Source organism: Lacticaseibacillus camelliae DSM 22697 = JCM 13995 (assembly GCF_001311195.1).
In the GTDB taxonomy this organism is placed as follows: domain Bacteria; phylum Bacillota; class Bacilli; order Lactobacillales; family Lactobacillaceae; genus Lacticaseibacillus; species Lacticaseibacillus camelliae.
On record NZ_BBAJ01000010.1, the window covers coordinates 38,568 to 52,120 of the forward strand.

A 13,553-nucleotide genomic window follows, 5' to 3' on the forward strand; every position below is an offset into this window, starting at 1 on the left:
CGGGCGATTTGGGCGAGTTCGACGCAGACGGTTACCTGTTCGTGAAGGGCCGCACCAAGGAAATCATTTCCCACGGCGGTGAAAAAAGTGGCCCCTGCGCACGTGGAAAACGTGCTCGACGAACTCGACTTTATCGCCCAGCTCTGCGTCATCGGCACGCCGGACAAGCTCTACGGTGAAGAAGTGACCGCAGTCATCGTGTCCACCACGCCTGGGGCCAATGAGGACGCCCAGCGCAAAGCCCTGCTCGACTATGGCCGCAACCACCTGGCTAAATTTGAAACGCCGACCCGGGTCATTTTCCTGGATGATTTTCCGCGCAATCAAACTGGCAAGGTCTTGCGGCCGCAGCTGAAGCAATGGATCGCGGAGGGTAAGCATGAAATCTAAACGTGTCAAAGTCAGTATTCTGCTGGTGCTGCTCGCGGCCTGGCTGGGCGTGGCCGGCTACGGCTACACCCAAACCCGCCCCAGCAGCAGCAAGACCCAGCTCACCCGGGTCGTCATCGGCTACCAGAAAGCCGATCCCGCTGACATTTCCCGTCAGCACGGTGAGTTAGCGAAGAAGATGAAGGCTGACGGCTACCAGGTCGTCTTCAAGGAGTTCCAGGACGGGGCCGCGCTCATGACCGCCTTAAAGTCCGGCAACATCAACTACGCACGGCTTGGTGACACCCCACCGGTCGTCAACCAGGCCAACGGACTCGACCTCGTCTACATCGGCGCCGGCGCCTCGAAAGAGTACGGGACCGGCGTGCTGGTCAAGAAAAATAGCGGCATCAACACCCTGGCCGACCTGAAAGGCAAGCGCATCGCCTACGCCAAGGGGACCGCGGCACAGTTCGCCATCATCCAAACGTTGGCCAAGGCCGGGCTATCCCTGAACGATGTCAAACTCGTCAACATGGACCAGGGCGCGGCCTCAGTCGCGTTTGCCAAGGGTAGCGTCGACGCTTGGGTCACCTGGGATCCTTACACCGCCACCGCGCAGGTGCAGCAAAACGCCAAGCTGTTGACCAATGCCAAGGGCCTGGCGAAAAACCGCGACTTTGTGGTTTCCACCCGCAGCTACGCCACCAAACACACGGCGATTTCCAAGGCGCTGATCAAGTACATGAGCCAGGACATGAAATGGGCCCGCACCCATCACACTCAACTGATCAACATGCTGAGCAAGACGCTCAAGCTCTCGAAACCCATCATCAAGATGGACGTCGAGCGGCGCACCTACTCCATGACACCGGTCACCGACGACATCGTCAAGGAACAGCAAAAGATTGCCGACGTCTTTTATGAACAAGGCCTGATCAAAAAGAAGATCCAGGTCAAGGACGCGCTGCTGAAATAACGCTCGCCCAACTGATGCAAAATGGCGGCGCCTCGCGATTGCGAGGCGCCGCCATTGTTATTTATGGCCATTCTTTTTGTCTTCGGCTTCACGGCGCGTCAGTTTGCGCCGGGCGTGGTCGAGTTTTTTTCAGCTGGTCCTTGCTCCAGATTTGGTTACGCTTAGGCTCACGCATGATGAACGGGTCAGTGGAGTGATTAAACTCGCGCTCCGAGCGGCGAATCTCCTGGTAAAATTCGCGCGAGGAGATCCGCAGCGCCCCGCGAGAAAACACGGTCCACTGCTCCGCCTGATCCGAGGTCACCACCGACAACTGCACCAGCGGGCCATTCAGGTCGTTGGCCAGCCGCTCGATGTAGGAATCGGCAGTTTCGTCCTGCTGGGTGAACACCACTTTGAGGTTCCACTTCGAGTAGTTCTCACCGATGCCTGGTACGTACATGGCGTCAAACACCACGATCATGTCCGCATTTTCATGGGCGCGGTACTCCGCCAGAATGTCCAGCAGCCGGTCGCGCGCGGCGTCAAAGTGACCGGTAGCCTTGAGCTTGGCGAGCTCAGGCCAGTTGCCGATCACGTTGTACCCGTCCACGAGCAGCAGGTGCCGGCGCATCTACTTGCCTCCGCGGCTGGTAAAGCCTGATACATCAGGATCCCCGCCGCCACTGAAGCGTTGAGACTCTGCACATGGCCCACCATCGGAATGGTCAGTGTCGCATCCATCAGCTTGGCCAGGCCCGCTGATGCCCTTGCCCTCGTTGCCAATCACCAAGGCGACCTTTCCCTTGGCGTTCCACTGCCGAAAGTCCTGGCCGTCCATTGCGGTGCCAAAGATCCACAGGCCGCGCTCCTTGAGCGTTTTGATGGTTTGCGCCAAGTTTGTGACCCGAGCCACCGGGACGTGCTCGATTGCGCCGGTAGAGACCTTGGCGACTGTGCTGGTCAACCCGACCGCGCGGTGCTTGGGGATAATGATACCATCCACGCCCACCGCATCGGCGGTGCGCAGGATCGACCCCAGGTTCTGCGGGTCCTCGAGATTGTCGAGAATCAAGAAAAACGGGTCGTGGCCTTCGGCGTGCGCGAACAGCTCATCAATGGTCGCATACGCATACGGGGCCATGGCCACCATCACGCCCTGGTGATTACCGCCATCCGTCAGCAGGTCCAGCTTAACTTTAGGCACCTGCGAGACCAGAATCTTTTGCTTTTTGGCCTTTTCGACGATCACGCGCACGGGATCAGAATTGAGATCCTTTTGCACAAACAACTTGTTGATGGTCTTGTTCGACCCCTCGCGCAGTGCCTCTTCGACCGCGTGGCGGCCGAACACGAACTCGTCCTGGTGCGCCTCATCGGTCGGCTGATCGCGGCGCGGATCATTTTTCCGCGGGTTTGATTTGACCATGGCCAGTGCCTCCTTCTTCAACGTAATCAATGCACCAAACCGCCAGCTGCTCAATGCGGTCGGCCTGCCCGGTTAGCTTCAGGTAGCCGAACAGCGCCTCAAAGCCGGTCGAAATACGGTAAGTCACCACGTCAGTGTGCTTGGCGTGCGTATAGCTTTTGGCGTTGCGCCCACGCTTGTAATAGTCCCATTCCGTCTCCGACAGCAGCGACTGCGCTTCCATGCCATCGATCAGCTTAGCCTGGGCCTTGGCCGACACGAAGGACTTCGCCGCCTTTTGCAACTGATTGGGCCGCACCAAACCGCGGTCCAGCAAGTGCTGGCGCACATAAACTTCCCACACGGCATCCCCCAGGTAAGCCAGGGCGATCCCGTTCAATTGTTTTGCATCTGCGCTCATTTGCGGCGCCACCTCGTTCCTTGTGCGGTATCTTCTAGTAAAATGCCCTGCGCTTGCAACTCATCGCGAATTTCGTCACTCTTGGCAAAGTCCTTGGCCGCGCGCGCGTCATTGCGGGCTTTGATCAGCGCTTCGACGTCGGCATCCAGGAGGTCTTGCTTGAACGCGATCCCGAAAATGGCCAGCCACGCGGCCTGCTTGGCCAACATGTGCTGAAGCGTCGTTTGGGCGACCGTATTGGCAGCCGCTGTTTCATTCATCAACTTGGCTAGCTCGTAAACCACGGCCAGCCCATTTTGCACGTTGATGTCGTCATCCATTGCCGCGACAAAATCATTTTCCAGCCCGTTCAGCTTGGCCTCCAGCGCGGCATCGGTGCCAGCCGCGGCATTTTTGAGCCGGTAGCTGACCGCATCGCGCGCGATTTTCAGCCGCTCCAAGTTGCGCTCGGCCTCTTTCAGCCCGGCCTCGGAGTAACGAATCGGCCGCCGGTACTGCGTTGATGCCATCAAAAAGCGTAGGACCTGGGGGTCGACTGTCTTCACAATGTCATGCACCGTGATGAAGTTGCCCAGCGACTTGCTCATTTTCTCGTCGTCTTCGCCAATGGTCACAAACCCGTTGTGCATCCAGTAATTAACGAACTTCTGACCGGTTTCGGCCTCGCTTTGGGCGATCTCGTTTTCGTGGTGGGGAAATTCCAGGTCCTGACCGCCGCCGTGAATGTCAATGGTCTTGCCGAGCAGCGTCGTGGACATCACCGAGCATTCGATGTGCCAGCCCGGCCGCCCAGCCCCCCAGGGAGAATCCCAGGAGATCTCACCAGGCTTGGCCGCCTTCCACAGGGCAAAGTCGATGGGATCCTCCTTGCGTGCGGTTTCCTCATCGGCCACGTGCTGCGAGGCGCCCTGCTCCAGCTCATCGACTTTCTTGTTTGAGAGCTCCCCATAACGGGCAAATTTCCGCGCACGATAGTAGACGTCACCATCGGCTTCGTACGCGTACCCTTTTTTTTGATCAGTCTGCGACAAACGTGATGATCTCAGGAATCATCTCACTGGCGCGCGGGTGTGCCGTCGCCGGCTCGATGTTCAGCTTGGCCGTGTCTGCCATGTACGCGTCAATGAAGCGCTGCGCCAAAGCCAGCGGCGCCTCGCCGGTCTCGTGCGCGGCATTGATGATCTTATCATCCACATCGGTGAAATTTGAGACGTAATCTACCTTGTAGCCGCGGTACTCAAAGTAGCGGCGGATCGTATCAAACGCGATCGCACTTCTGGCGTTCCCAATGTGGATGTAGTTGTATACCGTGGGGCCACAGACGTACATTTTGATCTCCCCTGGCACCAGCGGTTTAAACGGCTCTTTGTGCCGCGTTAATGTGTTGTAGAGCTGAAGCATAAAATGGCCCCTTCCTTTAGTCGCGCTCAAGCCAGCGCTGCGCTCGCTTGAGCAGCCTTCTTTATTCTACGCGATAAACCTTGGTGTGACTAGCTTGCCGCCAGCGCCTGGAGAAAGACTTTGCCGTATTTTTTTTCAGCTTAGCCTCGCCGACCCCTTTCACGTTGAGCATTTGGGCCTCGTCCTGCGGCTGAAGCAGAGCCAACTGCCGCAGTGTGTCATCGGAAAAAAATGACGTAAGGCGGTACGCCTTGCTTCTGCGCCAACTCGTAACGCAGTGCCCGCAGTTTCTGGAACAGGTCGTCATCCACGGCGACGCTCGCCCGCGCCTTCACTGCCTGCTTGCGCGAGACTTTGGCGCCGCCGCGCAGCACATCGGCACCGAGCTGGGTGACCCCGAGCGTCGGATACTGGCCGCCTTGCGCTTCCAGGTACCCGCCTGCGGTCAGAAAGTCGATAAAACTGGCAATGTCCTTTTTGCGCATGCTGGCCATCAGCCCGTACGTGGACAACTCGGCAAAGCCAAACTGCCGGATGCGCTGATTGTTCGAGCCAGCCAGAACGTCGGTGACCATGCCCTTACCAAAACGGCCGTGCAGCCGCACGACACAGGACAGGACTTTTTGTGCGGACTCGGTGACGTCCACCGCCTCGCGCGTGTCCAAACAGTTCGAACAGCGCCCGCACGGCTCAGAGGCCTGACCGAAGTAGCGGAGGATGAACTGCTGCAGGCAATCACCGGTGTTGGCATACTGGTTCATCACCTGGAGTTTGCGGTACTCATTTTGCTTATAGTCTTCGTCGCCGTCACTTTGATCGATGAAAAATCGGCGAATGCCCAAGTCGTTGGGCGCGTATAGCAGAATGGCCTCAGAGTCCAGGCCGTCACGACCGGCTCGCCCGGCCTCCTGATAGTAGGATTCCAAGTCGCCAGGCACCTGCGCGTGGATCACAAAACGCACGTTGCTCTTGTCGATGCCCATCCCAAACGCGTTCGTTGCGACCATCACCAGCTTGCGGTCAAACAGAAAATCCTCCTGATTGTCGTTGCGCTCAGTTTCCGGCATGCCCGCATGGTACTTGGCCACGCTGATGCCGTGGCGGTCCAATAGCAGGTACAGCCGCTCGACCTCCTTGCGCGTGGCGCAGTAAACAATGCCGCTTTGGTCCTTATTCAGTTTCAGATAATCGAGCAGGTAAGCGTCCTTATCCTGCCCCTTGACCACCTGAAAACTGAGATTGGGCCGCGCAAACCCGGTGTTGATGAACCCGGCCGGTGGAATGCTCAGTCGCTGGCCAATATCTTCTGCGACGCGGGTCGTGGCTGTGGCCGTCAGCGCGATCACCGTGGGGTGTGACGGCAGCTCCTGCGCGATACGCGTCAGTTCCAGGTAGCTGGGGCGGAAAGCGTGACCCCATTGCGAAATGCAGTGCGCCTCGTCCACCGCCAGCAGGTCGATCCGCAGCCCGCCCAGCTCCTGCAAAAAGCCGCTGAGCTCGAGCCGTTCCGGTGCCACGTAGAGCAGCTTGTACTCCCCGCGCCCCGCAAGGTCTAACCGGTAATCCGCCTCGCGCGGATCGACAGTCGAGTTGATGTAAGTGGCCGGGATCCCGTTTGCGTTCAGCGCGTCGACCTGGTCCTTCATCAGCGCAATCAGCGGCGACACCACCACCGTGAGGCCGTCTTGCAGCAGCGCCGGGATCTGGTAACACAGCGACTTGCCCCCACCTGTCGGCATAATCACGAGCGTGTTTTCATGGTTGAGCACCCGCTTGATCGCGCGGCCTTGGCCCGGGCGAAAGTCGTCATACCCGAATTTTTCTTTTAAAATGCTTTGCGGAGTTGCCGCTGCCATGGTCCATCCCCCTGTTCGTATCTCACCATTTTACCCGTGAAAAGTGGCCCTGTACACCTGACAGATTCCGTCATTGCACGCAAAAACCGCTCACCCGTGGGCAAGCGGCAAAGCCAAAACTTATTTTTCCAGGGCGTTGATGACGTAATCCATGTTGGCAAGCACTTTCTCGCGGCCCATCAGTTCGATGGTCTCGGCGAGCTGCGGCCCGTGCATTTCGCGCGTGGTGGCGATGCGGACGGGCATGTAAAGCTTGCGGCCCTTCACGCCGGTTTCAAGCCGCACGTGGTAGACGGCCTGGTTAATGTAGTAAGCGGAGAACGTCGGCAAAGCACGCAACTTCTCCTGTGTCAGCTTGAGCACCTGAAGAGCATTGTCGTCAGCAAGCTCCTTCATGTCTTTCTCATCCAGTTCCTTCGGCTGTTCGAAGAAAATAGTCGCTAGGTCACTGATCTGCCCGGTGTAACTCATTTGCGGGATGTACAAGGAAATCAGCTGACGTGCCCACTCAATGGTCGAAGGATCCGGGTCCTTAGCCAGGCGGCCGGACTCGATTAAGTTATCCACGGCCAGCGCCGTCAGCTCGTTGGGATCGGTCTTCTTGATGTACTGGTTGTTGACCCATTCCAGCTTCTTTTGGTCGAAGCGGGCAGGCGACTTGCTCAGGCGAGTTTCGTCAAACAGTTTGATGAACTCCTTGCGCGTAAAGATCTCATCTTCACCTTTTGGCGACCAGCCAAGCAGGGTGATGAAGTTGAACATCGCGTCTGGCAGGTAACCGAGTTCTTTGTACTGCTCAATGAACTGCAGCACAGACTCGTCGCGTTTGGAGAGCTTCTTGCCCGTGGCCCCGTTGATGATCAACGTCATGTGACCAAAGACTGGTGGCTGCCAGCCAAAAGCTTCGTAAATCGCCATTTGCTTTGGCGTGTTGGCGATGTGGTCGTCGCCGCGCAGCACATGGGAAATCTGCATCAAATGATCATCGATGACCACGGCAAAGTTGTAGGTCGGCATCCCGTCAGCCTTTTCGATGACAAAATCGCCGCCAATAGTGTTGCCATCGATCGAAATGTCACCCTTAACGATGTCGTTCCACTCGTACGTGTGATCCGCTGGAATGTGGAAGCGAATCACTGGCTTCAAGCCCTTGGCTTTCGCCTCGGCGATTTTGGCCTGCTTTTCGGCCTCAGTCAGCCCTTCGTATTCGTAAACGTAATGCGGAGCCTCGTGAGCGGCCTTTTGGGCGTCGCGGTCGGCCTGCAGCTCTTCCTCAGTCTTGTAGGACTCGTAGGCGTCACCCTTGGCCACAAGCTCTTGGATGTACTTGTGGTAAATGTCCTTGCGTTCAGACTGCCGGTACGGGCCGAAGTCGCCGCCCTTGTCAGGGCCTTCGTCCCAATCAATGCCAAGCCAGTGCAGGTTATCGATCTGACTTTTTTTCACCATCCGCAATGTTGCGCTTGGTGTCGGTGTCTTCGATCCGCAGCACCATTGTCCCGTTGTAGTGACGGGCGAACAAGTAGTTGAAAAGCGCCGTGCGGGCGTTGCCGATGTGCAAGTGGCCGGTTGGACTTGGTGCGTAACGCACCCGAATTGGTCGATCTGACAAAATATGATGCCTCCATTTTTTGTGTGTCTTGTAACCGTCCCGAGTTTGCGCCCAGAACATGCATTGCTAGTGTACCACAAGGCGCAGGGCCTTTCAGTGCACCAACTTAAAAAGCCCGCGCCAGGCGGACTTTCAGTTTACTTTTTGCCCTTACCATTCTTAGAGCCAGACTTCGCCTCGTGCTTTTCATCCTCAGCTTTCAGCGACTGCTGCTGATGGGCAGGTTTAGCAAAAATCATCCGGCCGGCAGCGGTCTGAATGGCCGAGGTCACGATGACCTCCAGCGGCTTATTCATGAAGTACTGGCCGTCCTCAACGACGACCATCGTGCCGTCCTCTAGATAGGCGACCCCTTGCTGACGCTCAGTGCCTGACTTGATGACAGTGACGGTCATGCCTTCACCAGGAATTAAGTCGGGTTTCAAGGCGTTAGCCAGCTCGTTAATATTGAACACTGGCACATTCTGGAACTGGGCAACCTTGTTCAGGTTGAAGTCGTTGGTGACGACCACCCCGTCCAGCATTTTGGCCAGCTTCAACAGCTTCGAATCGACTTCGGTCATGTCCTCAAAATCCCCGTCGTACATCTCGACGTTGATCTCAGGATCTTCCTTCATCGAGTTAATGATGTCCAGGCCGCGCCGGCCGCGGCCGCGCTTTAACGCGTCGGCGGAGTCGGAGATCAGCTGCAGCTCGTGCACAACGAAGGTCGGCACCAGCAACGTGCCTTCCAAAAAGCCCGTCTTGGCAATGGCCTGCACCCGACCGTCGATGATGACCGAGGTGTCAAGGAGCTTATACTTGTGAAAGTTTTCCCCGGCCTTGCGATCCAGTACGGACTGACTGTTGTCATCCGGCTTTCTGTCCCGGTTGCGCACACCGAACAACCGGCGCCATTCCTCACGACGCGTCGTGCCGATGCGAAACCCGAAGTAGCCGAAAATCAGCATCAAAATCAGCGGCAGGATGGTGCCCAGAGGCGCAGGAAGTCTGGAAAAGAAAAGCGAAATAATGGCTGCAAACACGAGGCCAATGATGGTACCTAAACTGCCAAACAACAGGAACGATGGTGACTTTGCGTTCATGGCTTTCTCGGCTTGGTCAAGCTTGCGCAGAATCCAGCCGGAAAGCAGCTCAGAGAGCATCAAGAACACAACAATGCCAATCAAACTGTCAACAATGACATTATTCAACCACGCGATCTGATCGAGCTTGACCAGCCCCCACAGCAGTGGCATTACGCTGGCCCCAACGCCGATCCCGATCAACGCGAACAGAATGTTGATTACACGTTTTTTTTCATATCGTTCCTCCTTTCTTTTTATTTTATAAACACGCGGTCCAGCGCGTCAGCAACGCTCGCCACACCGATTACTTTGATTTTATCACGCGTCGGCAGCCCCTGCAGGTTATTCTTCGGGATAAAAATCCGTTTGAACCCGAGTTTGGCAGCCTCCTTAATGCGATCCTCGATGCGGTTCACGCGCCGCACCTCGCCAGTCAGCCCAATCTCCCCGACGAAACAATCAGTGGGTAAAATCTCGCTGTCCCGGTACGAGCTGGCGATTGCCATGGCCATGGCCAAATCGATGGCCGGCTCGTCCAGCCGCACCCCGCCGGTCGCCTTCAGGTAGGCGTCCTGATTCTGGAGCATTAAATTGGCCCGCTTTTCCAGCACTGCAATGATCAGCGACACCCGGTTGTGATCCAGGCCGCTGCTCGTCCGCTTGGCGTTGCCATACATGGTTGGCGTCATCAGTGCCTGAATCTCTACCAAGATCGGCCGGGTGCTTCCATCGACACCACCACGGCCGAGCCCGTTGCGTTGGGCAGCCGTTCGTCCAAGAACAGCTCCGAAGGTTGGCAACTTCCTCCAGCCCGTCTTGGTGCATCTCGAAAATGCCGATCTCGTTGGTGGACCCGTAACGGTTTTTCACCGAGCGGATCATCCGGTAAGTGTGATGCATGTCGCCTTCAAAGTACAGCACCGTGTCTACCATGTGCTCAAGGATCTTGGGCCCGGCGATCGCGCCTTCCTTAGTGACATGGCCGACGATGAAAATGGTAATCTGCTCGGTCTTTGCAATCTTCATCAGCTCTGCCGTCACCTCGCGGATCTGGCTGACTGAGCCGACTGCCGAATTCATCTCGGGAACGTTCATGGTTTGCACGGAATCAATGATGACGTAATCCGGCTGCATGTCGTCTATTGCCTGGGAAATACTTGGCATGTCCGTTTCCGGATACAGGTACATGCCTGAATTACCCACGCCCAGCCGCGTCGCGCGCAGCTTGATCTGGGCGGCACTTTCCTCCCCGGAAACGTATAACACCTTGGCGCCTTTGCTGGCAAGATGACCAGAGACCTGAGTCAGCAGCGTCGACTTGCCAATGCCAGGATCGCCGCCGATCAGAATCAATGACCCAGGCACGATGCCACCGCCCAGCACGCGGTCGAGTTCCCCGAGATCTGTTTTGACTCGCGGCTCTTTCTGCATCGACACTGCGCTCATCAGCATCGGCTTGACCTTGTCACCCGCACTGGTCCGGCGCGGCGTCGCGGCGGCCTTCGCCGGTGTCTGACTTTGGGTTTCTTCCACTAAAGAGTTCCAGGCCCCGCAATTAGGCAACGGCCAAGAAAGGTGGCTGAAATGTAACCGCAGTTCTGGCACACGTACTGAGTTTTAACTTTGGCCATGGGCCGCCTTCTTCCTATTCTTTGTGAGCCGCTTATCGCCCAGTCGACCCAAACCCGGCAATTCGCTTAGCGCCGGTGCCGGTGTCCCCATCGGCAAGCAAATACGGCATGAATATGCCTTGGCCGATGCGCTCTCCTTGCTCGATCACGACGTCGCGCGGAGAAAAATTCACCATCTGGATAAAAATTTCGCCCTCGTTGTCGGGATTCCCGTAATAGTCCGCATCAATCACGCCGATCCCGTTGGGAATCACCAGTCCGCGCTTCAGCGGATTGCTGGAGCGATTGGCCAGGATCAACACCTCATTGGGCTGCATGTAAGCCTTAACGCCAGTCGGCACGAGCAGGGGCTTCAGAATCTTGCCTGCCCGCTGCAAGTCACTATCCGTCAGCGGATGCTCGTTTTTGATCAGCCGAAACAGTCGAATAAAGTCGTAGCGCCAAATGCTTTTCAGCACAAAGTCTTCACGCGCGAAAAAGTCGTACCCCGCCGCGTTTTTTGTCTGCCGTGCGGGCAACTTGACCCCGGCATTTTGGTAGGCTGAAACAATCTCAAATCCTCGAGTGCGCATAGTCCCCTCCATTTTTTCAGTGTGAATCTATCATACCACCTTACGTCGCCTCGGCGGCTTTTTGAAGCGGTTTCTTGGCTTAATCCTAAGGAATTGATATAATTATTGTCATTAAGAGAGGAGTGGCAAAATGGCGTTTCAACATGAACCAGGCCGGTATTTCATGAACGACGAAAACGGCAAACTGATTGCTGAAGTCACTTACCAGGAGATTGACGATGGCCAGAACTTCGTGATCGACCACACCTTTGTGGATCCGGTGCTGCGCGGCCAAGGCATCGCCGGTAAGCTCGTGCGGGCGGTCGTCGACGAGGCGCGGGCCACAGGCAAGAAAATTGAACCCCTGTGCACCTTTGCCCGCCACGAGTTCGCCACCAAAGAGGCGTACGCTGACGTCCTGCGCCCCACCCCGACAGATTGATCAGGTCGACCGCTGCGGTGGTCGGCCTTTTCTTGAGTGCCCCTCTTCAAACTGTGAGGGCGTTATGCTAAAATGTGGAAGTCTGTTAATATTTCATCATTTTCTAATGAAAAAGGAGTGAAGTGCATATGTCAAAGGCAGTTACTGCTGAAGACCTCGCAAAGTACCAACAGGATCTTGAAAAGACCCCCGCTTCTGCCGCGATTCAAAAAGCGGTCATGAACAATGGGGTGTTGAAAAGTGCCGAGAACACTGCAAGTCAAACCACGATGACTCAGACCTTCTCCATTGATTTGAGTACTGGCAAGGTTGCGGACCAGAAACAGTCTGGGCGCTGCTGGATGTTTGCCGCGCTGAACACCATGCGCCACAGCATTCAAAAGCAGTTCAAGATTAAGGACTTCGAGCTTTCCCAGAACTACACATTCTTCTGGGACAAGTTTGAAAAGTCGAACTACTTCTATGAAAATGTCATCAAGACGGCCGACCAGGACATCGATTCACGCAAGGTGGCTTGGCTGATGGCCAACCCTCAGGGCGATGGCGGTCAGTGGGATATGCTGACGGCCTCATCGACAAATACGGGATCGTGCCGAAGTCTGTGATGCCTGAAACATACTCCTCCAGCAAGTCCAACGAAATGAATTCGGTCTTGAACCTGAAGCTGCGCAAAGACGCTGTCACCCTGCGCAAGTTGGTGAAAGACAAGGCTTCCGACGCCGACATCGAATCAGCCAAGGACAAGATGTTGTCCGAAGACTACCGGATCCTGGCCTACACGCTGGGTGTGCCACCGACCAAGTTCGACTTCGAGTACCGCGACGATGACAAGAATTACCACATCGACCGCGACCTGACTCCCAAGGCGTTCTTCGCCAAGTACGTGGGCTGGGACACTGATTCCTACCAGTCACTGATCAACGGCCCAACCGCCGACAAGCCATTTAACCACCTGTACACGGTCGAAATGCTCGGCAACGTTGTCGGCGGCCGCGAAGTCCGTCACTTCAACGTTACTTCCGAAGAAATGAAGCGACTGGCCATCAAGCAGCTTGAAGCCGGCGAAACGGTCTGGTTCGGCTCTGATGTCGGCAAGTCTTCTGATAGCAAGCTTGGCATCATGGATCCAAAGCTGTACGACAAGAACGCCCTCTTCAACACCAGCTTTGACATGACCAAGGCTGAGCGTCTGGATTACGGCGAAAGCCTGATGACCCACGCGATGGTCCTGACTGGTGTCGACATCGTTGACGGCAAGCCGACAAAGTGGAAGGTCGAAAACTCTTGGGGCGAAAAAGCCGGCCAAAACGGCTACTTCGTTGCTTCCGACGAATGGTTCTCCGAATTCGTTTACCAAGTCGTCGTCAACAAGAAGTATTTGTCCGCTGACGAACAGGCCACAATCAAGGCTGAATACGATCACCCAACCGTCCTGAAGCCTTGGGATCCGATGGGCGCTTTGGCTTCCAAGTAAGCCAACCCACCAAAAAACTGCGAACACTTTAAATGTGTTCGCAGTTTTTCTTTGCCTAAAATCATGAGACGGTCAGAATGTCTTTGGCCAAGATGTTCAGCTGAGCGTCCAGCGTGTAAATAATGGGCTGGGCGTTTGCGACCTCGACGCGGTCGATCCCAGTGTCGGAGATTTGCTCCAGGTACTTGATGAGTGCCCGCAGGGTGGACCCGTGGGCGACCACCAGTTGATTTTCTCCAGCAAGCAGCCGCGGGGCGATTTCATCCAGCCAGTACGGAATGAGCCGCCGCTCCGCGTCCTTGAGGCTTTCACCCCGGGGAATGATGGTCACCGGAAAGCTCTGGTAGGCCCGGCTGCGCCGCG

General features: G+C 56.3%; 8 protein-coding genes and 6 pseudogenes. 4 read left to right on the top strand and 10 right to left on the bottom strand.

Going from position 1 to position 13,553, the window contains the following annotated elements; genetic code table 11:
* The first annotated feature begins 87 nt into the window (after positions 1–87).
* Together JCM13995_RS17485 and JCM13995_RS03230 are read left to right on the top strand one after the other, a co-directional pair.
* A complete protein-coding gene (locus JCM13995_RS17485) occupies positions 88–390 on the top strand; it encodes an AMP-binding enzyme (protein ID WP_369385592.1) in 303 nt (100 codons plus the stop codon).
* Complete coding sequence (locus JCM13995_RS03230; RefSeq protein WP_054662416.1) at positions 380–1,348, top strand: aliphatic sulfonate ABC transporter substrate-binding protein; 969 nt, start codon at positions 380–382, stop codon at positions 1,346–1,348. The genes JCM13995_RS17485 and JCM13995_RS03230 overlap by 11 nt, the downstream gene beginning before the upstream one ends.
* Positions 1,349–1,436: 88 nt before the next feature.
* On the opposite strand, the gene JCM13995_RS03235 is transcribed toward JCM13995_RS03230, so the two are convergent.
* From JCM13995_RS03235 to JCM13995_RS03275, 9 genes and pseudogenes are all read right to left on the bottom strand, one after another.
* Positions 1,437–1,961 carry an NYN domain-containing protein gene (locus JCM13995_RS03235; RefSeq protein WP_054662419.1) on the bottom strand — a complete coding sequence of 175 codons (525 nt, stop codon included), beginning with the start codon at positions 1,959–1,961 and terminating at the stop codon, positions 1,437–1,439.
* Positions 1,922–2,756, bottom strand: a pseudogene (gene rlmB, locus JCM13995_RS03240) (23S rRNA (guanosine(2251)-2'-O)-methyltransferase RlmB). The gene JCM13995_RS03235 and the pseudogene rlmB overlap by 40 nt, the downstream one beginning before the upstream one ends.
* Positions 2,728–3,156 (bottom strand): Mini-ribonuclease 3, encoded by a 429-nt coding sequence (locus tag JCM13995_RS03245; RefSeq protein ID WP_054662422.1) that lies wholly within the window; start codon positions 3,154–3,156, stop codon positions 2,728–2,730. Before JCM13995_RS03245 ends, rlmB begins: the two are co-directional and overlap by 29 nt.
* Positions 3,153–4,557 (bottom strand): annotated as a pseudogene (gene cysS, locus JCM13995_RS03250) (cysteine--tRNA ligase). The gene JCM13995_RS03245 and the pseudogene cysS overlap by 4 nt, the downstream one beginning before the upstream one ends.
* 89 nt (positions 4,558–4,646) lie before the next feature.
* Positions 4,647–6,413: pseudogene (gene recQ / locus JCM13995_RS03255) on the bottom strand (DNA helicase RecQ).
* Positions 6,414–6,533: 120 nt separating this feature from the next.
* A pseudogene (gltX, locus tag JCM13995_RS03260) lies at positions 6,534–8,025 on the bottom strand (glutamate--tRNA ligase).
* A 137-nt stretch (positions 8,026–8,162) separates the two neighbouring features.
* Positions 8,163–9,350, bottom strand: a complete 1,188-nt coding sequence (locus JCM13995_RS03265) for a PIN/TRAM domain-containing protein (RefSeq protein WP_054662425.1) — start codon at positions 9,348–9,350, stop codon at positions 8,163–8,165.
* Positions 9,347–10,723, bottom strand: a pseudogene (gene radA, locus JCM13995_RS03270) (DNA repair protein RadA). The gene JCM13995_RS03265 and the pseudogene radA overlap by 4 nt, the downstream one beginning before the upstream one ends.
* Before the next feature lie 32 nt (positions 10,724–10,755).
* Entirely contained in the window at positions 10,756–11,295 is a 540-nt protein-coding gene (locus JCM13995_RS03275; RefSeq protein WP_054662428.1) for a dCTP deaminase/dUTPase family protein, read from the bottom strand.
* A gap of 130 nt (positions 11,296–11,425) precedes the next feature.
* On the opposite strand from JCM13995_RS03275, the gene JCM13995_RS03280 reads away from it, so the two are divergent.
* Both JCM13995_RS03280 and JCM13995_RS03285 read left to right on the top strand, forming a co-directional pair.
* A complete protein-coding gene (locus JCM13995_RS03280) occupies positions 11,426–11,716 on the top strand; it encodes a GNAT family N-acetyltransferase (RefSeq protein ID WP_054662431.1) in 291 nt (96 codons plus the stop codon).
* A 128-nt stretch (positions 11,717–11,844) separates the two neighbouring features.
* Positions 11,845–13,190 (top strand): annotated as a pseudogene (locus JCM13995_RS03285) (C1 family peptidase).
* 61 nt (positions 13,191–13,251) lie between these two features.
* On the opposite strand, the gene JCM13995_RS03290 reads toward JCM13995_RS03285, so the two are convergent.
* On the bottom strand, positions 13,252–13,553 hold a 302-nt coding region (locus tag JCM13995_RS03290), incomplete at its 5' end, for a 2,3-bisphosphoglycerate-dependent phosphoglycerate mutase (protein ID WP_156314298.1).